This is a genomic window from Zhongshania marina (genome assembly GCF_002915595.1).
In the GTDB taxonomy this organism is placed as follows: domain Bacteria; phylum Pseudomonadota; class Gammaproteobacteria; order Pseudomonadales; family Spongiibacteraceae; genus Spongiibacter; species Spongiibacter marinus_B.
Map to the genome: position 1 here is coordinate 24,895 of NZ_PQGG01000042.1, position 26,075 is coordinate 50,969.

The following is a 26,075-nucleotide window of genomic DNA, read 5'->3' on the forward strand; positions in this document are numbered from 1 at the left end:
CATAGAGCTGAAATATAACTGTAGGCTCATGATGATGGAAAAAACACGATGGCAGTAGGTGTTGCACACAGGCTTCAATTTAACTCTCAGGCTGATAGCGGTTCAGAGAAGCTAGCTTCTGGCTATGAACCTTGGGAATTGGGTGGTCGAAGTGATTCATTGAAGCTGGCAAAGCGGCGAACGCTATTACGAGAGAGTTTAGAAAAATCTGTTGCAGAGCACCCTTGGGCTTGGCCGAAGCGAAGCATTATTTTTGTGTCTGATCCGCATGCAGATACCGAGGCTTTTGAGGAGTCTTTAGTGGTATCCGGTGGCGTTAAATTACATCGTCATCGTGGATTTGTGCTAACGGCGGCAGGGCGCAAGGCTAGCTTCGTTATTGGTGGCGACTGCTTGGATAAGGGGCCAAGTAATTTAGCCTTATTGCGCAGCGTGAAAGCGCTGATGGATTGCGGTGCCGATGTGAAATTATTGGCGGGAAATCACGATGTTCGCTTTCTCATTGGTTTGCGCGCAATGAGTTTGCCCGCGCATTGTGATACCGAGCATATGTTTGCACGGATGTCGCCGAAGGTGGTTCCGCTTTTACATGAAATATACCAGCACTATTTGCAAGGCAGTAAGCGCGCTCTTAGGGGAGTGCCCTCTCGTGAGGAGTGTCAAAAGCGCCTATTACCGGCGGCGGATTGGTTTGAGCGCTTTGAGATGTCGGCGCGGAGCCGTATGCGCGACGAGACCTTGCAGCGTGAATTGACGCGAATGCGGAAAAAAATATCGGGGTTTGAATCTGCATTTTCTGACGTGGGTATGGATTGGCGTGAGGTTTACGCGACCGCAAAGCTATGCCAAAAGCTATTTCTAAAGCGTGGCGGTGAGTTTTTCTGGTTTTTTAATAAAATGCAGCTGGCCTACCGCAGTGGCTCATTTTTATTTATTCACGCCGGCTTGGACGACCAAGCGATAGAGATAATAAAGCGTGATGGCGTGAAGTCGCTCAATAAGCTGTATAAGCAGCAGCTACGGCATAATTTATTCGATTTTTACTATGGCTCCGTCGCGAATACCATGCGGACAAAGTATCGCGATGTTGATATGCCGCTTTCAAACGGGGCGGTGGCCGAGCTTTGTCGCCAAGGCATTCATGCGGTTGTTCACGGGCATCGTAATCGCTTGGATGGTCAGCGACTAATGCTGCGACAGGGCCTATTACATATAGAGGGCGATATTACTATGGATCGTAATTCCCGCCTTAAAGAAGGCCTGACTGGAATTGGGATTGGAGCCACTATTATCGAGCCGACGGGAAGAGTGTTGGGTGTTAGCAATGACTATCCTGCCATCAAGGAATTTTCTCCTGCACGTTATTTGCAATAACTATCTGCGGCTTGTAAGCGAACAAGGAAAGAGCTGAAATGCGTCAAACTAAAAGCAGTTTTCGTCACGAGTCTTTACAGGACGGAAAATCTATTCAGGAATTTTTAAAGGCAATAACAAAGGGCCTTGCCAAGGGCCGACTTCAATTTAGTGATGAAGACGGCGAGCTTATTATGTCGCCCGAAGGCTTGCTAAATATGAAGCTAACCGCGATTCAGGATGAATCACGCCACACAATTGATTTGCGGATTAGTTGGCAGGTGGACGATGGCGAGCTTGAGAAAAAAACACTTACTATCTCAAATTGAGCAATTTCCCTGGCGCGTCAGCAATAGGATGGCCGTAGCTCCTTGGTAGGCGAGTGCAGGCTCGGCTCAGAAAATGGCAATTTTGCGCCAATCGCGGCTGTGATACAGTATCCTCAAGTTATATGGTAGGCGGAAATTTCACCTTACGTGGTTTCACGCCAATACTCCTTACAAACCCTTGGCAGGTGTTCCGATGGTCATATTTAAAAGATGTCTACTGCTCTGTGTATTACTAAGCACAGGTTTTGCTTTTGCTGAGTCAGCACCGGGTGTAACGGCGCTAGAGGTGTTTAAAAGCCCCTCTTGCGGCTGCTGTGGTAAGTGGGTGACGCATCTTGAGGAAAGCGGTTTTACCGCGACGGTTCAGCATCCGTCAAATTTGAATGAAACCAAGGCAGCATTAGGTATTCCACCCAATTTAAGCTCATGCCATACCGGCGTCAGTGCCGAAGGTTATTTCTTTGAAGGTCATGTTCCCGCTAGTGTGGTCGCAAAATTTTTGGCCAATCCGCCTGTTGACGCAGCAGGTTTAGCGGTACCCGGTATGCCCGCCGGTAGTCCCGGTATGGAAATGGGTAGCCAATTCACGCCCTATAATGTGATGCTTGTGAAGAAGGATGGTTCCAGTGAAATCTTTGCAAGCATGATGTCGTACAGCGATCAGTTCTAGATATTCCGAGTGCTGATTGCTGGCGCCTAAAAGGGGCAGGGGCTAGCTACGTGCATTCGCAGCCCCGTTGATGGGTGGTCAAATTCCAGCGAAGCAGCATGTAGAAGTAGTCTCGGTGCAAGTTGTGCCGAATTTCCGCAATGATATAAATCACAGCCTAAAATGGGGTGGCCAATCGCTAGGCTATGAATTCTTAGTTGGTGAGTCCGTCCCGTTACTGGTGTGAAGAGCACTCGACTGCGATTTGGATTAGCTAGTCGCGAAATAATCTTAAAATGACTTTGCGCTGATTTGCCTAGTTTTTCGCATAGCTTCAGTACGGGAAAATTTTCTGGATCTTTAGCGATGGCGGCATCGATAATTCCGCTGTCTTCCGCAATATGCCCCAGCAGTTCGCTAATATAGGTTTTTTTAACGCTACGATTTTGAAACTGCTTGTTCAGATTGGCATTGGCTTTTTTATTAAGTGCTAAAAGCATAATACCCGACGTGCCAAAATCTAAGCGATGGGCAAGGCTAATACTCGGAAACTTCTGGGACATACGAAAATGCACAGAGTCTTTATTTAAAGGATTTTTCCCAGAAAGACTCAGCAAGCCACTTGGCTTACTGATTAGCAGAATGTCTTCGTCTTGGTAGAGTATGTCGATCTCATCCGCGCAATGTGGCGCGATAAAGTCGTCAATGGGCTTACTCAAAGGAATTTACAGGTCTAATACGATTAGCCTCTGATTTTTGAAAATTCGTCATCCATACGCATAAACATATAGATACCCATTTTGTTTTCATCTTCAGAAAAGTTTTCAGTAATGCGCTTAATCACATTGCAGGCACTGGCAATCATTTCTTTACAGTGTTGTTCACCAGCGGGAGTAAGGGTGATTAATTTTTCGCGCCCGGAGTTAGGGTCTTCTTCCAGCTCTATGTAATTAAGCGGCGATTTCGCCAGTGCGCGTAGCGCCTTCGATACGCTGCTGCTGGTAATGTCGTACCAGTTAGTCATTAATCTAACCACGTCTTTGCGACTGATAGCGCTTTCACCACTGCGCTGAGTTTCTGAACGAAGTATCCACATAATAACGGTTTGATGGCGATCAAGCCGCCCGCACTCCATTAACCCGGCCTCTATTTTCATCCCGATTGAAAAATGAATTGGGTAGAAATAGTCCAAAAACATATTTGGCGCGGTTTCCGCATTGACGGGCACGTCGTCGTGTTTTTTCCAGTTGTTACTCAATTTTTTTCCCAATGTACTGATTTATATGTGAATTTAGGGTTGATTGGCGGCAGTGTCAAGATATTTGAATTTCGACATAGTGATAATATAGAAACTATTTCTTGTTGACACTATTTCTTTTGGCTTGTATTCTTTTTCGAAACAATAACGAGTCGAAATAGTTTATGTCTGTCAGCAGTAATAACTTAGAGCCCCAGTTCCAGGTCTTGCGCAAGGCTTATTACCTAGAGCGCTATCCTTCGCTTACGGCTCGCTTGGATCGCTTGCGTCGTGTTAAAGCAATGTTGACTGAGCATGAGTCGGCATGGTGCGAGGCTTTATCTCAGGATTTCGGCTATCGATCTGCGGATCAAAGTTCATTTGCGGACATTACTACCAGTATTAAGTCGGTTAACCATGCCTTAAAGAATTTGAAATTCTGGATGAAGGCAGAGCGTCGCATACCTGACTTGAGTTTGAGAATGAGTGGAGCCAAAACCTATGTGGAAGCCTTCCCCAAGGGCGTGGTAGGTATTGTTAGTCCTTGGAACTTCCCAATAAATTTGGCTTTATCGCCATTGGTGTCGGTATTGGCTGCTGGAAATCGTGCGTTTATAAAACCCTCAGAGGCCACGCCGGCGACTTCGGCGTTATTAGAAAAATTGATTTCGCAATATTTCACTGACGATGAAGTGGCCGTTGCCTGTGGTGATGTAGATGTGGCGCAAGCCTTTGTGAAGCTGCCCTTTGATCACATTATTTATACCGGTGGCGAAACGGTGGCGAAGCATATTATGCGAGATGCCGCAGAAAACCTTGTGCCACTAACACTTGAGCTGGGGGGTAAGTCGCCGGTCATAGTCAGTAGCTCTGCCGATTTAAAATTAACCGCTAAGCGAATTGCCTTTGGTAAATACTTCAATGCGGGGCAAATCTGTATTGCGCCGGATTACCTTTTAATCGCTGAGGATAGGCTAGAGGCATTTTTACTCGACTTGAAATCCGAAGTAGAGCACGCCGATTCATCCCAGGGTTCCGCCGATTCAGTTTCCATAGTGAATGAACGCCATCGTCAGCGTATCGATTATTTAATAGCGGAAGGTGAGAGCACAAACGCTAGAGTGATGCGATTTTCCGGCCACAATCAGTCGGCCTACCAATTAACGGTAGTCATAAATCCATCAGCAGACGCCGGAATAAATAGTTCTGAAATATTTGGCCCGGTTCTGCTAATCAAGACCATAGGCGATCTTTCTGAGCAAATCGCTTATATCAATCAATCGTCGCATCCCTTGGTTATTTATTACTTCGGCCGCAGTGAAACTGAATTTCGACGTGTCGCCCGCGAAACCAGTTCAGGTGGTTTGGTTAAAAACGACGTTATTTTTCAATACGCCAATGACGACCTGCCCTTTGGTGGTGTGGGTGGCAGCGGCATGGGCAAGTACCGTGGTGAATACGGTTTCAAAGAGTTTTCAAATAATAGAGCGGTATACAAATCAGGAATTGTTGATGTGTCCGGCTTTGTCACGCCGCCATATTCAGGTGTGTTCAGAATGGTTAATAAATTAATGAGGAAAATATGAATAATAGCGCTATGAGTAGTACCGAGACTGACATCGAACTCCTCATTAAAAACATGTTGTCGCCGGAGTGTATTAGTAATCCATATCCAGTTTATAAGCAGCTGCGCAGTCATGCGCCAGTGAATGGCTTGCTGGATTATCCGCCAGGTACCGTGCCCGGTGTGGATACACCTTATCCAGCGTGGGTAGTGACTCGCTACGAAGACGTTGATTATGTATTGCGTAACCCTGAGATATTTTCATCGGAAGACCCGATGCAGGCAAACTCCAGCGCGCCAAGCTTGATGCTGGTAAATCATGATCGTCCTCGTCATACGGCGTTAAGAAATTTGGCGAAGATGGCGTTTACTCCAAAGCGTATCCACGACGATATTGTGGATAGATTGCGCACAGATATTAATAAAATTGTAGACCGTAAGCTCAACGCAGAAATGGATTTTATGGTGGACGTGGCTGGCGTGATTCCCGCGCTAGTAATGACCTATTTAATGGGTTTGCCACCAGAAGATTATAAGTTGTTGGTACGTTGGGCCAATGCATTTATGGTTTCATCTGACTTTACACCGGAAGAACGCCAAGCTTGTAATGTTGAACTCTTCAACTATTTTGTGGCTGCGGTAGGCAAGCGCTACGCGGATATTGAAGCGGGTAATAAGGTATCGGATGACCTTATGACAGCATTTATTAATGCGGAGTACGAAGGTGACACTTTATCTAAGGAAGAGGTTGTTTTGTTCTGCATTACCTTGGTGGTTGCCGGTGCCGAAACAACCACATATTTCTTAGGTAACTTGATGGGGGTCATGCTTGAGGATGCAGAGTGGTTCTCTAAATTAAAGTCTGACCGCAGTTTGATTCGGCCCTTTATGGAAGAGTGTTTGCGCCGAGATGGGCCGCCGCAACGTCTATTTCGTTTAGTGCTTCAAGATTGTGAAATTTCAGGTCAGGCAATTAAAGCTGGAGACTGGATCGCATTTTTTATGGCGGCGGCGAATCATGATGAAAATGTATTCCCTGAACCAGAAAAATTTATTATTGGTCGCAAAAATATTGCCAAACACATCACCTTCGGCAGAGGAATTCATCATTGTCTAGGCGCGCCGTTGGCCCGTGTAGAGGCCGAAATTATGCTTAATGTCATTCTTGATAAATGCGAAGGGGTTAATGGCGAGTTAGCTAATTCAAAGCGTCAATCTGGTGGCCTACTAGCTTATGGCTTTGCCACGCTACCGCTACAACTGATAGCAAAGCGTGGTAGCTAAATTTAATTTACAGATATAAGGCATGTAGCGTGGAAGTAATAGTAAGAGATAGAAGCGGTGAGGTAGCCGAGTACGAGGTGCCTGATTTGTCAGCGCTTTTTACACAGCTCAGCGATGAAATGAAAATTGATGCCTTGTGTGGCGGATGTTGTTCCTGCGCAACTTGTCATGTCTATACCGATGAAGGCGACGCAAAGTATTTATCAGATTGCGATGATAGCGAGCGGGATGTTTTAGACGGTTTATTACATGTTCGTAGCGGTAGCCGCCTTCTGTGTCAGTTAAGTCTAAAAGAAGAATTAAAAACTTTAAAAATCACAATAGCTCAATCCGAATAGGGGAATAATAATGAGTGATATCGAAGCAAAGAAGCTGGAAGAAGCGAATCTGGCCTTAACTAAAGAGGTGTTTTTTAGATTTGGCAGTCATGATGTTGATGGCATAGTGGAGCTGCTGCATGACGATGCCCACATTGAATTCTATGGGCCTAGCGAAATTCCCTATGCTGGAGACTACAAGGGCCTAGCCGAATGTCGAGAATTTTTTAATACGGTACTTTCTTCGGTTGATATTCATGTATTCGAGGCCGACGAGTTTATCTGTGAAAACGACAAGGTCATTGTGGTAGGCCACTTGCGCTTAACGACTAAAATTAACGGCAATGAAATTAAATCGCCCTTCGTACACGTTATCACCTGTAAAGACGGAAAATGGCTGTGGTTCCGCGATTTTATGAATACCACAGTGGCTTATAAGGCGTTTACCAACAATGCTGCCTAGTCACCGTAGTTTCTATGTGTCGGATGTAGGCTTGTTTTTACTCTTAGCCATTCCGTGTCTCAATGAGTATTTGATCAGTATCATACTTTCCTTTGGCGACGCTGGCTTCTACGTTGGTTCGGCGAAGACGGCATTAATTACCTTTGTGGGGATTGCCGGAGTACTGGGGCTGGGCTTTTCATTACTTCGGTTACGGATTCCCGACAGTAGAAATCTGGTATTAATTAGCTTGCTGGTAAAAATATTTGCTGGAGGGTGGTTGCTGTTTGGGTATATGCAGGGCGTATCTCCGGCGCTATTGGTATTAGCCTTGGCAGACTTTGGTGCAGCAGCAGTTTTTGCTACGGCGTTGATAAAGAAGACGTAAATAGAAAACCTGGAAGTGGCAGTACAAAGTAGGTGCGAATAGACACCTGCATCGCTGCTTAATAAAAACAGATAATAATGGTGTGTGAAACATGAATTACCTTTATCGAATGATGGCCTTGGCTATTGGTAGTGGCGCGGCGGTGTCAATTCCTACATCGGCGCTTGCCGCCGGTCAGGGAAGCCGCTTAATTGAGGAGGTCATGGTTACGGCCCAAAAGCGCGAAGAGGACTCACAAGATATTCCTATTATGATTAGCGCTTTTAGCGGTGAAAAGCTAGATGCAATGGGGGTCGACTCCACCGCAGATCTTCAAAAGATCACTCCAGGCCTCACCTTTACCTATGCATATGGCTATACGGTAATCTATTTGCGCGGTATTGGAACTGATGCATTCCTTCCGAATGCTGATCCCAGTATTGCCACTTATATTGATGGGATTAACATTGGCCCAAGTCAGGGTAAGCAAGACACACTAGGCGCAGTGAAGCGTGTCGAGGTGCTAAAGGGACCGCAGGGAACCTTGTTTGGGCGCAATGCGACCGGCGGCGCGATCAGCATTATTACAGAAGATCCACCGGAGGAGTTTACCGGCTATTTAAAGACCGAAATCGGTAATTACAACGCCAAGGCCAGTCAGCTTTATTTGGGCTTGCCTGTGACAGATACCTTGGGTCTAACGGTCTCTCTATTTAATAGTTCGCAAGACTTATATGGTCGCAATGAAGTGTTTGGCGAGCCAGGTCCCATGAGGGATGAGTTTGCAGAGGGCGCTCGCGTCAAAATGCGTTGGGACCCTTGGGACAGTTTCTCAATGACCTTAATTGCATCTTACGGGAATCAATTTACCAGTAACTCCTTGTCGCAAGAAAACACCAGACCGTCGCCAGTGCTATTAGCCGGTGTGGAAGCCGACGAGCAAGATCGTGTTTGGCATAACGACGATCTTGGTGGCAACTCTACTATGAACGAATTATATGGCGGGATATTTGAATGGCATCCGGGTCCTGTAGATGTGAAATTTATTTATTCAGAAAACTACGCCATCGTTGACGAGGCCCATTACGACCTTGATTCAACGGAGCAGGCAGAGGCCTATTTTTACAGTGCTGACCAGTTCAATGATCAAAAAACCTACGAGTTACAGGTTTTGTCCAATGAGGACACTTGGTTGTCTGAGGATCTGCAGTGGGTTGCCGGCTTATATCGCCTAGAGGGAGAGGGTGGCTTTGGGAGCTTGTATCTCACGCTTAATCCAACTGGCTTGGCATTTAACCTTGTTGGTTTGCCGAATCTACTAGCACCGATTTTGGGGCCGATACTTAATTCAACACCTGATGTTGTACTTGGTAACGGCGGTATTCTCACTACAGAATCTAACTCAGCCTACGCTCAGGCGACGTGGTTTACCACCGATTGGTTTAATGTCACGGCAGGTGTGCGTTATCAAGAAGAAGTGCGCGGCATTACCAATAGCTATCTAGACGTGGTATTGCCGACTGCGGGTGATCCACCAAATGAATATTATAAGTCGGGTGATCGCTCGCAAAATGTTCGCATATCAGATTTTGAAGCGCCGGATCTGGAAGAAAAGACGGTTTCACCGCGAATCGCAATACAGTTCTTTCCTTCAGACAATTTGCAGATATTTGCCTCTGCTCAGCGCGGCTATAAGAGCCCAACCTATAATATTGTTAATTTCTTTACCAACCCTGATCCGGTAGATAAAGAAGAGGCAACAGCTTTTGAGTTAGGTTTTAAGTCTGATCTGTTTGATAGCACCTTGCGTCTGAACGGCGCAATATTTAAAACGAAGATAGACGGCTTATTAACAGCCCTTGTCGCCATTCCCTCTGGCGGTATTGTGAGTTTTAAAAATGCAGGTACTGCTGAAATAGAGGGTGCTGAAATTGATTTTCAATGGCAGCCAATGGCGGATCTTAATCCTGGTCTAGTGTTCAGTGGCGGTGCGACATACCTAGACGCCTATTATACCGATTATAAAAACGGCGCCGGCTTTGATGACGACACCGGTCTGTATTTTGGTGACGATAGTTTAACAGGTGACCCTGCTCGGGACTTTAGCGGCAATCGTATTGTGAGAACGCCGCGCTTTAGCTCCAGCGTGTCGGCCAACCAATTCTTGAGTTTAGGTGAGATGGGTAATCTTGAGTTTGGTGTGGACTATTACTACAACGGTGGCTACAACACGACTCCCCAAGCATCACCGCATTTTGAACAAGACCAATATGAAACTTGGGCAGGTCGCGTCTCATATTTTTACGACCCACTTGGTTTGCAATTAACGGCCTTTGTTAATAACGCGAAAGACAAAGACTATACCCAAGCGATGGTGCAGCAGGACTTTGGTCGCACAGTGACCTTAGCGCCACCGCGTACCTATGGTTTAAAACTGAAATGGGATTTCGACACGCTGTTTTGAGTGAGAAAAACACCCTTGCGGAGGATGTGTGGACGGCGCGTCCTCCGCTTTTTTAATTTTTAGAATAAAAAGGAAGTACACATGAAATTAAATCGTATTATATCTAAACCTTTAGTAGCTGCAGCGCTGCTGATGTCAATGCCACTTCTGAGTACAAAGGTGTTTGCGCAAGCGGAGTTGGCGAATTTATTGTCGCTTAGCGATGGCCCTGGCGCGGTGCTTTACGCTCCTATTAGTAATTTGGGATTATTGCCGCGCAGTATTGAAAATGGCGGTGCGTTCTTTAATGCGGGCAGCGATATATTGTTAAGCGGGCGCAATCCACTCGATATCGTAATAAGCTTAGGTGGACCATTGAAGGGGCAGCTAGTGCCTATATTAGACGTGCTGATGAATGACCCATTATCGACTGGCGATTTTATTCTTGGCGGCGGTACGATTATTTCAGAAGGTCTGACCATCATTCCGGCAATTCCATTATTAAATTCGCCGCTGCTGGGCTTGTAGTAAAGGTGTTTAGCGTAGCAATGGCCTTAGCATATTTTCGAGGCCATTGAGTTTAATCTCGTACATTAGCGCGAGCTGTTCACCGAGCTTGCCCTTGGGAAAACCCTGTTTGTGAAACCACACCAAATAAGGTTCTGGAAGTTCGAGTAACTTTCGACCTTGGTATTTTCCAAAGGGCATGACTTGGTTTACTGCGTCAATCAGCAGTTGCGGGTCTTGATCAAGATTCATTTTTGCTGCCTGAACTATGCCAAGCATTGGCGCCTAAGGCGATCAGTCGTAATTGTTTTTCTGCTTTTTGGATGAGTTCAGCATCGTCTTCGCCACGGGGTCTTCCCATCAATTGCTGGGTGACGATTTGAATCATTGAGCCGATCATCAAGCTCGCCAGCATTTGCAGATCTTCCTCGCTCCAATTGTCGCTACTTACTAGGCGGGCTAAATCACTGGCGAGTTCAACTTCGAGTTGCTTGAATTCATCGTTAATGGCGTTGCGAATGACCGCCACACCGCCAAAGGCCTCTCGGCTAATAAACTGAAACTGTCGACGGTGGGCGCGGACATAGGTGATGAAGGTTTCCACCGAGCGGCGGATTATTAATTCTTCTGGAATGGGATTGGCCCGCACTGTGATTAGCATGGTGCGCAGGGTACTGAAGGATGAGGTAACTAATTCCAGTCCAAGGCTGTCCATGTCTGGAAAGTGTCGGTAAAAAGCGCCGGGGGTAATGCCAATTTCGCGGGTGACTTCTCGCAGGCTGATACCGTCAAAACTTTTATCGCGGTTGATCAATTCTAGTACGGCTTCGAGTAGTGCCTGCCGTGTATTAATGAGGGTATCGCCGTGGCTGCGATGACGCTTTTGTGGACGACTCATAGAGTTGCTTAACCTTGGTCGAGAGTTATTGCATCGCGTATTGAAGGGGAATCCCGCGAAGCTCTTGGTTCGGGGTGTCAGGCGCGGTGCTCAGAATATAGTAAGCAAGTTTACAAGCCCTCGCTGGATGTGGCCAGCGAAGGATGTGGTGGGTGGTATTGATAGTTATGCGGTGATCGAGGTTTGAGAGTTGCGGGGCGGTAAGGCCAGTTTAAATATTTTTGCCCAAACCGAGGCGTACTGGCTCCACAGCGGGCCGGTGTTATATGGAATACCGTATTTATTACAGACCTTGCGTACCTTTAGCGCCATTTCAGCGTAGCGGTGCGCAGGAACATCGGGAAACAGATGGTGTTCAATTTGGTGAGACAAGTTTCCGCTCATGATATGAAAGAGCTTGCCGCCCTCGATGTTTGCAGAGCCAAGTAGCTGGCGGTAATACCAATGACCTTGGGTTTCGTTTTCACAAACATGCTTGGGAAAGGTGTGAACCTCTGCTGGAAAGTGCCCGCAGAATATAATGGTGAAACTCCAGATATTTCTTATAAGGTTAGCGACGGCATTGGCGGCCATAACAACTGGGAATAGCGGCCCTGCAAGGGCGGGAAATAAAATGAAATCTTTACCCCAAATCCGCGCTGTCTTGCGCAAGGATTGCTTTAGCTTTGGCCAAGTTTCGCGGAATGACCGTTTGCCGGTGCGCAGGCTGTCCATTTCAACGTCGTGCAGTGCAACACCCATATCAAAGAACAACATTAGTAAGGTCGCAAAAATGGGGTTGGCTAAATAAGCTGGATGCCAATATTGCGCAGCGTCCATGCGTAAAATACCGTAGCCAATATCGCGGTCTTTACCCAATATATTGGTGTAGGTGTGGTGCTCATAATTATGGGAATGCGCCCATTGCTCGCTCGGGCAGTTGGTGTCCCAGTCGTAGAATTTGGAATGGAAGCGTGGGTCCCCCATCCAGTCGTATTGGCCGTGAATAATATTGTGGCCAATTTCCATATTGTCGAGAATTTTGGCAATACCCAGTCCAATGCTTCCCGCGCAGATGAGCAGCCAAAATACTGGCCAACTAGCTACTGCTAGGCCAAGTGATGGTAAAAACGGCAGGGCAGCAAATATGCTGATTCGAGAACTGATTGCTAGCCCACGCTGAAAGGCGACGACACGCTTAATATAGTTTGCGTCTCTTGCGCCGCGCTCACTCAGCGCCTGTTGTTTTATGGCGTCGATTTCGTCGCCAAAGGCGGCAAGTTGTTCGGCGTTTAATGTTTTTTGATTCATAGCCTTGTCCCAAAATTGAGGTGCTAGTGTTTGTGTGGCTGGCTGGTGTAGATCACTACAGCGACAAGCTGACGTCGCCGAGTGCCTGCGAAATACATAAGCGGATATGTTCTTCGCCATGGCTAATCTCGCCGGTGCTGATATTGCGAACACTGCCGCTGGTTTTTAAGCAGCTACAGGTATGGCAAATCCCCATCCGGCAGCCAGACTGTGGGTTTAGCCCCGCGTCTTCGGCTTGTTCTAATAAATTGCGACCGTCGTTGGCGACATTCGACAGGCTTTTATTAAATGCGATATCGCCGGCTACTTCACCTTCGTATTGCGCCGCAGTTGCGGCCTTGAAGCGCTCGCTGAGTAATTTGTCTTTATGGCCTAGCAATTCGTATTCAGACTGCACTGCATTTATTAATTGCTCCGGCCCGCATACATAGCTTAGTGGCAGCGAAAGTGCCTTGGTTTGTTCTGTCAATGCGGGATTAAGACTCAGTGCCTTAAGAAGATGCTGCTGATTAAAGTGGCCCTGTAGACCATGCTCAGCTGTAGAGTCATTTTGGCTGTAAACCATCAGCAAGGAAAAATTAGGGTGCTGCTGGGCTAATTCTTCTAAGCGTTCTTTAAAAATGCAGCTTGTTTTATTGCGGCTGTAGTACAGAAGGGTGATCGCGCTATCGTGCTTATACTCCAGCAGGGTATCAATCATTGCCATAACGGGGGTAATGCCGCTGCCAGCGGCAACAAAAAGTAGTGCGCTTGGTATTTGCGTGGGCAGCACAAAATCACCTTGAGCTAGCGAGATCGCAATACGGTCGCCCACTTTTAGTTGGGTGTTTAAATAGTGCGAAATAAATCCATCGTCATGGTCTTTCACCGTAATACGCGGTTTCGTGGTAAAGGCGCTGCGGCTAAGTGAGTAGCAGCGATTGTGCTGGCGGCCATTAACTTCGATGTGAACTTGAATAAATTGACCAGCTTGAAAATGTGTCCACTCACCATTGGGAGAGAGTTCGATACTCACTGAATCATCGGTTTCCCGGGTGATGTTGGTGATACGCGCCGGGATACGAGTGTTATCCAGCGACCACATGGGGTTGATAACCTCAAGGTAGCGGCCGATTCCGTGTGGCGCGGCCAGTGCATTGATTAGCGGTGTATCGACGATACGGCGCCAAGCACTGCGGGCTGTTGTTGTGGCAAGGCTCATATCCTCTCCTTAATGTCTAAAAATTGAGCTGCTGATCTATATTTAAATCAGCACTTAGTAAACGTGTGTGCACAATAGGCTTGCAGCGCGTGTTTGTCAACGGGTGTTTACTTAGGTTTGCTCGAGGCAGGTAATTCTGTAGAAATCGATTAATTGTTATTAAGTTATTGAATTAAATTGTATTTATTGACTTTTTGCTGGGGCCGGAAGACCTGAATATTGCTTTTTGCTTCAATAAATGTGAATTTTTAACAGCAGTGGCTACGGCATTTTATGAGCGATGCTTTTTGCTGGGGAGCTAAGCGCTGGGATTGCTTCTAGCAATTCTGTTAAACTTCGCGACCCCAGTATCCGTGACAAAGAGATAGAGTTATGGCGGAACAAGCTTCAGCGCAACAGGTGGTTCGCGAACATTTGGCGCAGTTGCATGAGCAACCCAAGGTCCCAGCAGAAGAGCGGGCGGCCTTGCGTGAAAAAATTAAGCGCCTGCTTATTGAGCGCAATGCGGTTTTAGTGGCGCATTATTACACCGACCCCGAAATTCAGGCGCTGGCCGAAGAAACCGGTGGCTGTGTATCTGACTCTTTGGAAATGGCGCGCTTTGGTCGCGATCATGACGCCTCAACGCTGGTGGTGGCGGGCGTTAAGTTTATGGGCGAAACCGCTAAGATATTGTCCCCTGAAAAGCGCATATTAATGCCGACTTTAGAGGCCACCTGCTCTTTAGATATTGGTTGCCCAATCGATGAGTTTTCTGCATTTTGCGACGAGCACCCCGACCGCACCGTCGTGGTTTATGCAAATACCTCAGCCGCAGTAAAAGCCCGTGCAGACTGGGTGGTGACCTCTAGTATTGCTTTAGACGTGGTGGATTACTTAGACGGCGAAGGGCAAAAAATACTCTGGGCCCCCGACAAGCATTTGGGTGATTACGTTCGCCGAGAGACCGGCGCCGATGTATTGCTATGGGATGGCGCCTGTATTGTTCATGAAGAATTTAAAGCGCAGGGTATTCTCGATCTGAAAAAGGTTTACCCCGATGCGGCGGTGCTTGTGCACCCCGAGTCGCCGGCGAGCGTGGTTGAATTGGCTGATATGGTCGGCTCAACAACACAAATTATTAATGCCGCGCGGGACTTGCCGAATAAGCAGATGATTGTCGCTACGGATCAGGGAATTTTTTATAAGCTTCAGCAGCAAGTGCCAGATAAGGAATTTATTATTGCGCCAACGGCGGGTAGCGGTGCCACCTGTCGCAGCTGTGCTAACTGCCCGTGGATGGCGATGAATGCCTTAGATAATTTGGCCGCCGTGCTTGAAAGCGGCACAAATGAGGTGTTTGTTGATCCAGCGTTGGGGCTAGAGGCCATGAAGCCATTAACGCGAATGCTGGATTTTGCAGCCGGTAAGCGCTAATCGCGTGACGCATATATAAAAAAACGCCGCTAAATTTAGCGGCGTTTTTATTTCTGGCATGGATTTATAGCTGTTTCAATTTTTCTTCCATATCGGCAATATCCTTTAGCCGTTTTCTAATTCGGCTTTGCTCAATATGATTGCTGCCGGTGCGGTCGTAACCGTAGCGCAGCTGTTGCTTGGCTCGTTCAAATTGGCCAACAAGAATAAAGTACTCCGCACGGGCGAGGTGTACACCCAGAATATTCCCCGCTAAGCCACGCACTTCAGCTAGCCGATACCACAGATGCGGGTCGTCGGGGCGACGCTGAGACTGCGTACTTAATAAATGGTCAGCTTCGTCGTAGCGATTGGCGTCTTGCAGGGCCTCGGCCAGTGCCATTGTATATGGGTTGTTGCCGGGGCTAATAGCCAATTGCCTACTAAGCATGGCAATGGCTTTGTCATACTCTTTTTTGCCCATGAGTATGTCCGCCTCGGCAATGCGATAGGCAATGCGGTCGCCGTCGTCTTTTAGCAGGGGCTCGAGCTTTTCCCGTGCTTCGTCCCAGCGTTCTAGTTTGATGAGGGCAATTACCACGCCGTAGCGATGGGCTTCACCGTTAACGCCGGAGCTGCCAGACCAGTTTTTAAGTTGATCTTCGGCGTTATTACTGTGAAACAGGGTAGCGCGCATTTTCATCAACTGATAATTCAGATTGTCGGTATAGACTTTGCGCGGATATTGGCGGGCGCGGTTTTTACTGTCGGCGACACGGCTATCGGTCAGCGGGTGAGTTAGCAAAAACTCTGGGGGTTTGGAGCGGGCGTAGCGCAGATTTTTGCCCATGTTTTCGAACATGCTCGGTACGCCATTAGGGTCTAAGCCGGTTTTTGCCAAGGTTTCCATGCCTAGGCGATCTGCTTCTTGTTCATTTTGACGACTAAAGCGCAATTGACTATCTAGCGCTGCGGCCTGGGTTGCCGTAATGGCGGCCATGCCGGCATCTGCGCCGGCGGTGGCGGCAAGCACTACGCCAGCGAGTAAACCCGCAAGGGTTGGTATGGTATTTTGCGCAGACTTGTCTAGTGAGCGAGTGAAATGACGCTGGCTAATGTGGGCTATTTCGTGGGCGAGTACGCCGGCGAGTTGGGCTTCGTTGTCAGTGTTTAGAAATAAACCGCTGTGCACACCAATCACGCCACCGGGTACCGCAAAGGCGTTAATGGTGGGGTTATCCACAACCACGGTTTCTAGGCGTCGGTCTTTTAGCTCGCTGTTAGATACCAGGCGGTAAAGTAGTGATTCAATATAATCCTGCATCAGCGGATCATCGACGGTTTTTACACTATTGCGGAACATTTTAAGCCACATTCTGCCCAAGTCGTGCTCTTGCTGGGCGGAATAGCGCGACGCTGTAACGTCCCCTAGATCAGGTAAATTAGTGGATGGGCTGTTATCTGCGAGGCTAAGGCCTGCAGTGAGTAGTAAACCAATACCGAGCAGATGTTTAAACACAGTCAATCTTATATACCTTGCATCGCGAAAATAGTGCGGTCTTTTATCATACTAGAGCGCTTAGCCTATGACCTTCTTATTCATTAAAAGTGCTTGTTTAAGTAGGTGTAAATTATTGTTCTCGTTAGGCCGCGACGCGATCCCTTGGGGCGCTCGACGTCGCAGGCTATACTAGGGGCCAACGGCGCTAAGGCATTGACCTTATAGATGCTTATATTTTAGCAGGCCTCATTATTTTATCGTTTTGATACGGAAACTATGACTGAAATTAATGTCTTTTTAGATGCCGCAGGCCTAGATTGCCCGCTGCCGCTATTAAAAGCAAAACAGGCCTTAAATCGTATGGCCAGTGGCGAAGTACTAGAAGTGTTAGCGACCGATGCCGGTTCTGTGCGGGATTTTGAGGTATTTGCCAAGCAAAGCGGCAATACTTTGCTATTGAGCGAAGATAACGTTGGCACCTATCGCTATCTCTTTAAAAAGAAGTAACACTGCCCGACTCACGTCACCAACTTTATAGGAATCTCAGTCATGCTGGGTATTGTTCGTTCATGGTTTGACCGCCTGTTCGCAGAAGAAGAAACAGTGGTGCTGCTGCTGTTGATTGGCGCGTGTTTTTTGTTAATGGTGACGTTGGGTAATGTATTGGTGCCTATTGTTGCCAGTATTGTTTTAGCGTTTATGATGCAGGGCATTATTGCTCGCCTCAGTAATATGGGCATGTCTCGCTGGCTGACGATTGCCATCACTTATCTGGTTTTTGTCAGTATTTTCTTTGGTGTTTTAGTAGTGCTACTGCCGCTGGTTTGGCAGCAGTTGACGAATCTTTTTCAAGAATTACCTGCCATGCTGCGTAAGCTTCAGCAACTTTTGCTGCTACTTCCACAGCGCTCGGAAATGTTCACTGAACAGCAAATTCGCGACTGGATGGCCCTGGCCAGCAAAGAACTCGGCTCAGTTGGGCAGTACTTGCTGTCATTCTCTATTGCCCAGCTCCCGAATGTGGTCGGTTTAGTTATAAATATCATTCTGATTCCGATACTGGTGTTTTTCTTTTTGAAAGATAAAGAGACCATCCTGTCTTGGCTGGCGAGCTTTTTACCTGGGCGGCGTCCCCTGCTAAGCGCAGTTTGGGCAGAAATGAATGTTCAGGTTGCCAACTATGTTCGCGGTAAAGCGGTAGAGATTGTCATCGTCGGTTTTGTCTCGTATATCGCCTTTGTGGTGATTGGCTTGAACTACTCGGCCTTGCTGGCGTTGGCGGTCGGGCTGTCGGTGGTTATTCCCTATATCGGCGCGGCGGTGGTTACCTTGCCGGTATTGCTCGTGGGCTTTATTCAATGGGGCTGGGGAGGGGAGTTTTTTACCCTGTTTATTGTCTACAGCGTGATTCAAGGCCTCGATGGCAATGTCTTGGTGCCGCTATTGTTTTCAGAAGCAGTGAATATGCACCCTGTGGCGATTATTGTTGCGGTATTAGTCTTCGGCGGTTTCTGGGGGATTTGGGGGGTGTTTTTTGCCATCCCATTGGCCACCCTTGTGAAGGCAATTTTATATGCGTGGCCGCGGCCCAAGGTGGCGGGAGAGAACACGACGGATATGCTGGCCGACGAATAACAGAGAAAAATCATTCAACGTGGTGAAGGAAGGTTTGTGAAATATTTGAAATCAGTGACTTTGTTTGTCCTCATTTTTCAGTTGGCAGCCTGCAGTTGGTTGAATCTAGGTGATGCCAGTGAAGGGGTTTTAAAACCCGTCAGTGACCAGCGCGAATATCGCTATATCGAGCTTGAAAATGGTCTGCGGGTTATGCTGATTTCAGATGCGGGGGCCGACAAAGCCGCCGCGTCCTTAGACGTGAATGTGGGTAGTCGCCAAGACCCCAAAGACTATCAAGGTTTGGCGCATTTTTTAGAGCACATGTTATTTTTGGGCACTGAAAAATACCCAGAGGCCGGTGCCTATCAGGCATATATCACTGCCCACGGTGGTAGTCACAACGCCTTTACCAGCTTTGAACACACCAATTACTTTTTTGATATTAGCGCCGATTCTTTAGAGCCGGCACTGGATCAATTCGCCCAGTTTTTTGTGGGGCCATTATTTAATGCTGAGTATGTGCAGCGTGAAGTGAACGCGGTGAATTCCGAGTATCGCGCCCGTATACGTGACGATCAGCGCCGTGAGTTGGCGGTGTTTAAGTCGCAGCTAAATCAAGAACACCCCTTCGCCAAATTTTCGGTGGGTAACCTCGACACGCTGCACAGCAGCGAAGAGGCGGCACTGCGGGAGCAGCTGCTGAGTTTTTATCGCAAAAATTACTCTGCCAACATCATGACCTTAACGGTAATTGGTCGTGAGTCATTGGCGGACTTAGAGGCTCTTGTGCGGCCCAAATTCAGCGCTGTAAAAAATCGCAATCGTCATTTGGCGGCTATCGATGCACCTTTATTTAAGGCCGGCGACTTACCGCGCTGGATAAATATTCAACCGGTGCAAAATCGTCGTTCGCTGTCGGTTAATTTCCCAGTACCCGATGCGGAGCAATACTGGCGCAGCAAGCCCTTGAACTATATCGGTAATATTCTGGGGCATGAAGGCGATGGCAGCTTGCTGTCGGTGCTTAAAGCGCGAGGCTGGGCCGAAAATTTAAGTGCGGGCCAGAGCTTTGATTATCAGGGCGGTGCGCTGTTTGGTGTTGACGTTTCTTTAACTGATGCAGGCCTTAAGCATGTCGACGAGATTGTTGGTTTGATTTACGAAGGCATTGCGCAGCTACGTGACAGCGGCATTGAAGAATGGCGTTTTGAAGAGCAGGCGGGCTTAGCCAAACAAGAGTTTATGTTTAGGGCGCAAAATGCACCGATAAACGAAGTGGTTCAGCTATCTATGGCGCTGCAGAAATATCCTGCCCAAGAGTTACTGCGTGGGCCGTATTTGATGGGTGACTATCGGCCTGACGTTTTAAAAGAATTTTTGGCGGTGATGACGCCAGAAAATAGCTACATCAGCTTGGTGGCACCGGATGTGAGTGTCGATGCCGAGATTGCTCGCTATCAAGTTAATTACGGCCAGCGTGAAGTCAGCGCCGAGCAATTAAGTGCTTTGACCAAAAGCGATACCGCAGGTCTTGGTTTGCCGGCAAAGAATAATTTTGTCGCCTCTGATTTTAGCCTCAAAGCAGGTGGAGAATCTGCGCCTAAGCTATTGGCCAGTGCGCCAATTGAGTTGTGGCTGAATACTGACGATGTATTTGAATTGCCAAAGGGGCGAGTGTATTTATTGCTCGAGTCTGAGGAGGCGGTGACGGACGCGGAGCAGCGTGCAAAGAGTGATTTATGGCTGCGTATGGTGAAAGATCAGCTAAATGAGTTGGCTTATCCAGCACAGTTAGCGGGCTTGGATTTTGATGTGTCGGTGGGGTGGCGCGGTATTCAAATCAGCGTCGGCGGCTTCAATCAGAAGCAGGGCGAACTGCTGGCTGAGTTACTGGCGGTATTGAAAGCCCCAGAATGGCAGCAAAGTCGCTTTTCAAGATTAAAGGCGCAGCGCCTTCGTCAGTTTGAAAATGCCCGTCGCCAATCACCTTATCAGCAGGTGGTTGCTGAATTACCACGAATGCTGAATCGCGAGACGCCAGGTTTAGTAGAACACGAAGCCGCGACTCAGGCTGCTGATATGGCCGCCGTTGCCGAGCATGTGAATTCAGTAATGAAAAATCTGCATTTACGTATGTTGGTAGATGGCAATTTTGACGAGGCCGACGCCGAGGCGTTGGCTGAGGTGGTGACGACAGCGCTACCAAATGCAGTAGAAACACGGTCGCCGGCGCAGTTTGTGACGCAATTGGCCGCAGGAACGGCGGTGCGAAAAATTGCTGCGGAGCATGACGACAGCGCGGTGCTCTTGTATGTGCAAAGTGCGGTTAAGGGCATGCAGGCGCGGGTGGCGATGGGCTTAACAGCGCAGATGATGAGTGCAGATTTCTATCATCAATTGCGTACGGAAAAGCAGTTGGGTTATGTCGTTAGCGCCAGTGTTTACCCTCAGCGTGAAGTTGCCGGCATGATCTTTTTAGTGCAGTCGCCGGTGCTTGATCCCGCCGCAGTTCAGGGTGAGATTAATGCATACATTCAGCAGTGGCTGACCACTGGTGTAGACGAAGCAAGTTTCAATAAACATAAGGCTGGCTTGTTGCTACGTCTTGCAGAGCAGCCTGAAAATTTATGGGACGCCGCAGCCCGTCACTGGCAGGATTTGCTGGACGATTATCCCAAGTTTAATAGCCGCGAATTATTGCTAGAGGCCCTAGAGGGCTTGAGTTACAGCGACTGGCTTGCGGCAACCCAACGCGATTTTGCGGCGAACAAGCAGCGCGCTCTGCTGGTGTATAACGCCGGTAAATGGCCGAAGTCGATTCCTGCCGGAAAGGCGAGTGGCGAGCCTGCTAAGTTTAAGGCCGCCTTACCCGCTTACCGCTTTGAGTAATTTGAAGGCAATGGCTTGCAGGTTGTAAGCCATTGTTTTTGATGCATTCTATGATGATGTTGTAATAGTTTATTCACATAAAAAATAGTTTCATTTAGTTGATTTATGCATAAAAAGCTGTGAGAATTTCCGTCGCCCAAATCTGTAAACCAGATCTTGGGTGTAGGTAAAAAATCCTGTATTCGGGTGCTCGTAGGCTCAAAAGGCTCGCGTTTTGCCCAACTAGGCCAGGTGATAACCGTCACTCACAGGCTGATTCCAAGCACCCGGAGCTGATCGCTCTCCGGTGAGTCAGTTGTAAGCGGAACACATCCAAGCTCAATGCTTGCTGGTCTGGACAGCCCACTGTATTGGTAAAGGACTGTGTATGTATCAAGACCATGATTTGCGTGAAGACTTAGATCCCCAAGAAACCCAAGAGTGGCTAGAAGCCCTTGATGGCGTATTAAAAAATGGTGGTCGGGCACGCACTGCATTTTTGATGAAAAGACTGGCCAAGCACGCAACACGTGCTGGCACCGAGCTTCCCTCCGCAATTACCACCTCATTCCGCAATACCATCGAACCGAATAACGAACGCCGCATGCCGGGTGATTTGTTTATGGAGCGTAAAATTCGCTCAATGATTCGTTGGAATGCCTTGGCGATGGTGATGCGCGCCAATGACAATAATGAGGGCTTGGGCGGCCATATTTCGAGCTTTTCGTCCTCTGCAACCTTGTACGATGTGGGCTTTAACTATTTCTTCTGCGGCGGCGAAAAGGCCGATTTAATCTACTACCAAGGCCACAGCTCACCGGGTATGTATGCGCGTTCCTATCTTGAGGGGCGTATTGATGAAACTCAGCTAGATAACTTCCGTCGCGAAGTCGACGGCAATGGCCTGTCTTCGTACCCACACCCTTGGCTAATGCCCGATTACTGGCAGTTCCCTACGGTGAGTATGGGGCTGGGGCCGATTCAGGCGATATACCAAGCGCACGTAATGAAGTACCAGCAAAGCCGTGGTTTGGTTGATCATGGCGACCGTAAAGTGTGGTGCTTTATGGGTGACGGCGAGAGTGACGAGCCAGAATCACTGGGATCTATCGCCTTGGCGGGTCGTGAAAGGCTAGATAATTTAATTTTTGTTGTTAATTGTAATTTGCAGCGGCTTGATGGGCCGGTGCGGGGCAACGGCAAAATTATTCAGGAGCTGGAAGGTGTTTTCCGTGGCGCCGGCTGGAATGTTGTTAAAGTTATCTGGGGCCGACACTGGGATAAATTATTAGAAAAAGACACCACCGGCTTATTGCGCCGCCGTATGAACGAAGTGGTTGATGGCGAGCTGCAAAACTACAAAGCCAATGGTGGTGCCTACACCCGTAAACATTTCTTTGGTAAATACCCCGAGTTGTTAGAGTTGGTAAAAGACCTGTCCGATGAAGATATTATGTATCTCAATCGCGGCGGTCACGACCCATACAAAGTTTACGCAGCCTATGCGCAGGCGATGGAAACCAAGGATCGTCCGACCGTGATACTGGCCATGACCGTAAAAGGCTACGGTCTAGGTGATGGTGGCGAAGCGCAAAATGAAGCGCACTCGGTTAAAAAGCTAGATTTAGAAGAACTGAAAAAATTCCGAGATCGTTTTGGCGTCCCCATTAGCGACGATGATTTGAAATCGGTGCCGTATTACCGCCCAGCCGAAGATAGCCCAGAAATGGTCTATATGCGTAAACGTCGTGAAAAACTTGGCGGCTTTTTACCCGCTCGTCAGGCAGATTTTCAGGCGGTCACAACACCGAGTTTAGACACCTTTAGCGCCCAGCTAAAAGCTACCGGTAAGCGTGAAATTTCATCGACGATGGCGTTTGTGCGTATGCTGTCTAGCTTGGTAAAAGACAAGGAAGTGGGTTCTCGCATCGTACCAATCGTACCGGATGAGGCGCGTACCTTTGGTATGGAGGGCATGTTCCGTCAGCTAGGTATTTATTCCTCGCAGGGGCAGCGTTATACGCCGCATGACTCTGATCAAATCATGTACTACAAAGAAGATAAGCAGGGGCAAATCCTAGAAGAGGGGATTACCGAGGCCGGTGCGTTTTCTGCGTGGTTGGCGGCGGCGACTTCCTATAGCAACCACCATTACCCGATGATTCCGTTTTACATTTTCTATTCAATGTTTGGTTTTCAGCGGATTATGGATCTTGCTTGGGCGGCGGGTGATTCGCAGGCGCGGGGCTTCTTGATTGGCGCGACTGCCGGTCGTACGACCCTTAACGGTGAGGGCTTGCAGCACCAAGACGGCCATAGCCACCTGATGGCAAATATGATTCCAAACTGCATTTCTTACGACCCAACCTATTCCCACGAGCTAGCCGTTATTATTCAAGACGGTATGCGGCGTATGTACCAAGACAAGGAAAATGTTTATTACTACGTTACGGTAATGAACGAAAACTACGCCCACCCCGATATGCCTGAGGGCTGTGCAGAAGGCATCATAAAGGGTCTGTATTGTCTTGCGCCATCGGCGCTTAAAAAGCCAAAACTAAAAGTGCAGTTGATGGGCTCGGGCACGATATTGCGTGAAGTTGAAGCAGCGGCGGCAATCCTAAAATCTGACTACAAAGTCGAGGCTGATATTTGGAGTGCGACAAGTATTAATCTGCTACGTCGGGACGGTTTGGATTGCGAGCGCTGGAATATGATGCACCCGGAAAGTGATGCGCGCGTGCCGTATGTGACTGAGCAGTTGCGCGGCAAGCAGGGGCCGGTCATTTGTGCAACAGACTATATTAAGTCCTACGGCGAGCAGTTGCGGCCTTATATTGAGGCCCGCTATGTGGTGCTGGGTACCGACGGTTATGGCCGATCAGACACCCGCGCCAAACTGCGTCAGCACTTTGAAGTAGACCGCCAGTACATTGTTGTTGCGGCATTAAAAGCCTTGGCCGACGATGGACAGCTCGCTGCAAGCGAAGTGACAAAAGCAATTAAGGCTTTTGGTTTAGATGTGGATAAATTGAATCCACTTTATCGCTAATAGTTTAGAAGGATTTTTTTTGTGGCAAAAGAAACGGTAAAAATTCCTGACCTAGGTGGCGGTGAAGTTGATGTCATTGAGGTCTGCGTCAAGGTGGGCGATGTCGTCGCTAAGGAAGACTCGTTGGTGGTACTAGAGTCCGAAAAAGCGTCTATGGAAATCCCCTCGCCAACAGCCGGCAAGGTGTTAAGTATTAGCCTTAAAGAGGGCAGCACGGTAAGTGAAGGCGACGTCATTCTTGAAATAGAAGTAGAAGGCGAGGCGTCCTCAGAAGCTGCTGCGGAAGAGCCATCTCAGACGGAAGCGAAACCTGTGGAGGAAGCCGAGCAAGCGGCGGCACCATCAACAGCTGCGCCGGCGAAAAGTGAAAAGCCTGCTGCCGGCGGTTTGAAACGTGAAATGATCAAAGTGCCAGACATCGGTGCTAGCGATGGCATAGAGGTTATTGAGGTTTGTATCGCGGAGGGCGACGAAGTTGGCGAAGGTGATTCGCTGATTGTATTGGAGTCTGACAAAGCCTCAATGGAGGTGCCTTCACCCTATAGCGGTAAAATTGTGTCGGTGGCGATTAAGACCGGCGACAATGCCAAGCAGGGTACGGCCATTGCGGAAATTGAATATCAAGCCACTGCAGAAGAGTCTGACGCCGAGTTTGAAACGCCAGATAAGGTGCCAGAAAAAGCACCAGAGAAGCCCGCTCCGGTGCCAGAAAAATCTGCTCTTGCGGCGAGTAAACCAGCAGAACCGTTTGTTCCCTCTGTTGTTAGTCATGCCGATGTGTATGCGGGGCCGGCGGTGCGCAAATTGGCAAGGGAGTTTGGTATCGAGCTGGAGCAGGTAACCGGTACTGGGCCGCGCAATCGAATTCTTAAAGAAGATCTGCAGCAATTTGTAAAAGATCTAGCGACGGGCAAAGCAGCGGCGCCGGCTTCTGGCATTCCCGCTATTCCAGAGGTTGACTTCAGCCAGTTTGGTGAAATTGACGTTCAGCCAATGACGAAGCTGCATAAACTAACTGCGGCGAATATGCATCGCAGTTGGGTGAATCTTCCCCATGTGACGCAGTTTGATGAAGTAGATATTAGTGACTTAGAAGACTTCCGCGCCAGCGTGAAAAAAGAAGGCGAGCAGCGTGGTGTTAAGCTTACGCCATTGCCTTTCTTGCTCAAAGCGGCGGCACTCGCGCTGCGTACCCATCCTAAGTTTAATGCCTCGTTGAGTAGCGATGGTGAAAACATAGTCTTTAAAAAGTATGTCAATATAGGTATCGCTGTAGACACCCCTGCAGGATTGGTTGTACCGGTTATTCGCGATGTTGATAAAAAATCGTTGTGGGAACTCGCTGCAGAATCCGCCGAGTTAGCGCAGAAGGCGAAGGATCGTAAACTCAAATCCGCCGATATGCAGGGCGGCTGCTTTACGATCTCTAGTCTTGGCAACATTGGTGGCACCGGCTTTACCCCAATTATCAATGCGCCAGAAGTGGCGATTATGGGGGTGTCTAAATTAGCTGTTAAACCCCAGTGGAATGGCAGCGAATTCCTGCCCCGTAAAATGTTGCCGGTTTCTTTGTCTTATGACCATCGTGCGATAAACGGTGTTGATGCTGGGCAGTTCTTTACTTTTATGGGGGAGATATTGGTAGATATACGGCGCTTGTTGCTGTAAGGCTTGTAGCAACCACTCTTCGTAAAACTTAGGCGATAAGGGCTTTCTTTTAGAAAGCCCTTATCGCTAGAATTAAAAATGAACAGAATAAAG

23 protein-coding genes are annotated in these 26,075 nt (G+C 48.2%); 16 read left to right on the forward strand and 7 right to left on the reverse strand.

Annotated elements, in window-relative coordinates:
* The first annotated feature begins 48 nt into the window (after positions 1-48).
* From C0068_RS17905 to C0068_RS17915, 3 genes are all read left to right on the forward strand, one after another.
* Positions 49-1,374 (forward strand): metallophosphoesterase family protein, encoded by a 1,326-nt coding sequence (locus tag C0068_RS17905; RefSeq protein ID WP_103685847.1) that lies wholly within the window; start codon positions 49-51, stop codon positions 1,372-1,374.
* 38 nt (positions 1,375-1,412) lie between these two features.
* A complete protein-coding gene (locus tag C0068_RS17910; RefSeq protein WP_103685848.1) occupies positions 1,413-1,682 on the forward strand; it encodes an amphi-Trp domain-containing protein in 270 nt (89 codons plus the stop codon).
* Between the two features lie 193 nt (positions 1,683-1,875).
* Positions 1,876-2,352, forward strand: a complete 477-nt coding sequence (locus C0068_RS17915) for a DUF411 domain-containing protein (protein WP_103685849.1) — start codon at positions 1,876-1,878, stop codon at positions 2,350-2,352.
* 26 nt (positions 2,353-2,378) lie between these two features.
* Here the strand turns inward: C0068_RS17915 and C0068_RS17920 are convergent, their stop codons facing one another.
* Positions 2,379-3,050 (reverse strand): RluA family pseudouridine synthase, encoded by a 672-nt coding sequence (locus tag C0068_RS17920; protein ID WP_103685850.1) that lies wholly within the window; start codon positions 3,048-3,050, stop codon positions 2,379-2,381.
* Between the two features lie 23 nt (positions 3,051-3,073).
* The gene (locus C0068_RS17925; RefSeq protein WP_103685851.1) at positions 3,074-3,589 is read right to left on the reverse strand and encodes a MarR family winged helix-turn-helix transcriptional regulator; all 516 of its coding nucleotides are present in this window, start codon (positions 3,587-3,589) and stop codon (positions 3,074-3,076) included.
* 164 nt (positions 3,590-3,753) lie between these two features.
* Here C0068_RS17925 and C0068_RS17930 point away from each other — a divergent pair, with 164 nt between their 5' ends.
* From C0068_RS17930 to C0068_RS17960, 7 genes are all read left to right on the forward strand, one after another.
* Positions 3,754-5,154, forward strand: a complete 1,401-nt coding sequence (locus C0068_RS17930; RefSeq protein WP_103685852.1) for an aldehyde dehydrogenase family protein — start codon at positions 3,754-3,756, stop codon at positions 5,152-5,154.
* Positions 5,151-6,416 (forward strand): cytochrome P450, encoded by a 1,266-nt coding sequence (locus C0068_RS17935; protein WP_103685853.1) that lies wholly within the window; start codon positions 5,151-5,153, stop codon positions 6,414-6,416. Before C0068_RS17930 ends, C0068_RS17935 begins: the two co-directional genes overlap by 4 nt.
* A 29-nt stretch (positions 6,417-6,445) precedes the next feature.
* The gene (locus C0068_RS17940) at positions 6,446-6,754 is read left to right on the forward strand and encodes a 2Fe-2S iron-sulfur cluster-binding protein (protein WP_158250024.1); all 309 of its coding nucleotides are present in this window, start codon (positions 6,446-6,448) and stop codon (positions 6,752-6,754) included.
* 10 nt (positions 6,755-6,764) lie between these two features.
* Positions 6,765-7,196, forward strand: coding sequence for a nuclear transport factor 2 family protein (locus tag C0068_RS17945; protein WP_103685855.1), 432 nt, complete (start codon positions 6,765-6,767; stop codon positions 7,194-7,196).
* Complete coding sequence (locus C0068_RS17950; RefSeq protein WP_103685856.1) at positions 7,186-7,563, forward strand: hypothetical protein; 378 nt, start codon at positions 7,186-7,188, stop codon at positions 7,561-7,563. The genes C0068_RS17945 and C0068_RS17950 overlap by 11 nt, the downstream gene beginning before the upstream one ends.
* A 91-nt stretch (positions 7,564-7,654) precedes the next feature.
* The gene (locus C0068_RS17955) at positions 7,655-10,006 is read left to right on the forward strand and encodes a TonB-dependent receptor (RefSeq protein WP_103685857.1); all 2,352 of its coding nucleotides are present in this window, start codon (positions 7,655-7,657) and stop codon (positions 10,004-10,006) included.
* Between the two features lie 81 nt (positions 10,007-10,087).
* The gene (locus C0068_RS17960) at positions 10,088-10,513 is read left to right on the forward strand and encodes a hypothetical protein (RefSeq protein WP_103685858.1); all 426 of its coding nucleotides are present in this window, start codon (positions 10,088-10,090) and stop codon (positions 10,511-10,513) included.
* Between the two features lie 9 nt (positions 10,514-10,522).
* Here the strand turns inward: C0068_RS17960 and C0068_RS17965 are convergent, their stop codons facing one another.
* The 4 genes from C0068_RS17965 to C0068_RS17980 all read right to left on the reverse strand — a co-directional run bounded on the left by C0068_RS17965 (position 10,523) and on the right by C0068_RS17980 (position 13,881).
* Positions 10,523-10,744, reverse strand: coding sequence for a DUF3820 family protein (locus C0068_RS17965; protein ID WP_103685859.1), 222 nt, complete (start codon positions 10,742-10,744; stop codon positions 10,523-10,525).
* Positions 10,734-11,390, reverse strand: coding sequence for a TetR family transcriptional regulator (locus C0068_RS17970; RefSeq protein ID WP_103685860.1), 657 nt, complete (start codon positions 11,388-11,390; stop codon positions 10,734-10,736). The genes C0068_RS17965 and C0068_RS17970 overlap by 11 nt, the downstream gene beginning before the upstream one ends.
* A 165-nt stretch (positions 11,391-11,555) precedes the next feature.
* Positions 11,556-12,680: a fatty acid desaturase family protein gene (locus tag C0068_RS17975; RefSeq protein WP_103685861.1), complete on the reverse strand. Its 1,125-nt coding sequence runs from the start codon at positions 12,678-12,680 to the stop codon at positions 11,556-11,558.
* 55 nt (positions 12,681-12,735) lie between these two features.
* Positions 12,736-13,881: a ferredoxin reductase gene (locus tag C0068_RS17980; protein WP_103685862.1), complete on the reverse strand. Its 1,146-nt coding sequence runs from the start codon at positions 13,879-13,881 to the stop codon at positions 12,736-12,738.
* Positions 13,882-14,253: 372 nt separating this feature from the next.
* Between C0068_RS17980 and nadA the strand changes: the two genes are divergently transcribed.
* Positions 14,254-15,297, forward strand: coding sequence for a quinolinate synthase NadA (gene nadA / locus C0068_RS17985; protein ID WP_103685863.1), 1,044 nt, complete (start codon positions 14,254-14,256; stop codon positions 15,295-15,297).
* Between the two features lie 64 nt (positions 15,298-15,361).
* On the opposite strand, the gene C0068_RS17990 is transcribed toward nadA, so the two are convergent.
* Positions 15,362-16,795 carry a M48 family metalloprotease gene (locus C0068_RS17990; RefSeq protein ID WP_123182202.1) on the reverse strand — a complete coding sequence of 478 codons (1,434 nt, stop codon included), beginning with the start codon at positions 16,793-16,795 and terminating at the stop codon, positions 15,362-15,364.
* Between the two features lie 258 nt (positions 16,796-17,053).
* Between C0068_RS17990 and C0068_RS17995 the strand changes: the two genes are divergently transcribed.
* From C0068_RS17995 to C0068_RS18015, 5 genes are all read left to right on the forward strand, one after another.
* Positions 17,054-17,284 (forward strand): sulfurtransferase TusA family protein, encoded by a 231-nt coding sequence (locus tag C0068_RS17995; RefSeq protein ID WP_103685865.1) that lies wholly within the window; start codon positions 17,054-17,056, stop codon positions 17,282-17,284.
* A gap of 42 nt (positions 17,285-17,326) precedes the next feature.
* Complete coding sequence (locus C0068_RS18000) at positions 17,327-18,412, forward strand: AI-2E family transporter (RefSeq protein WP_103685866.1); 1,086 nt, start codon at positions 17,327-17,329, stop codon at positions 18,410-18,412.
* Between the two features lie 36 nt (positions 18,413-18,448).
* The gene (locus C0068_RS18005) at positions 18,449-21,283 is read left to right on the forward strand and encodes an insulinase family protein (RefSeq protein ID WP_103685867.1); all 2,835 of its coding nucleotides are present in this window, start codon (positions 18,449-18,451) and stop codon (positions 21,281-21,283) included.
* Positions 21,284-21,668: 385 nt separating this feature from the next.
* On the forward strand, positions 21,669-24,314 hold the full coding sequence (aceE, locus tag C0068_RS18010; protein ID WP_103685939.1) for a pyruvate dehydrogenase (acetyl-transferring), homodimeric type: 2,646 nt from the start codon (positions 21,669-21,671) through the stop codon (positions 24,312-24,314).
* 21 nt (positions 24,315-24,335) lie between these two features.
* Positions 24,336-25,982, forward strand: a complete 1,647-nt coding sequence (locus tag C0068_RS18015; protein WP_103685868.1) for a dihydrolipoyllysine-residue acetyltransferase — start codon at positions 24,336-24,338, stop codon at positions 25,980-25,982.
* Positions 25,983-26,075 lie beyond the last annotated feature (93 nt).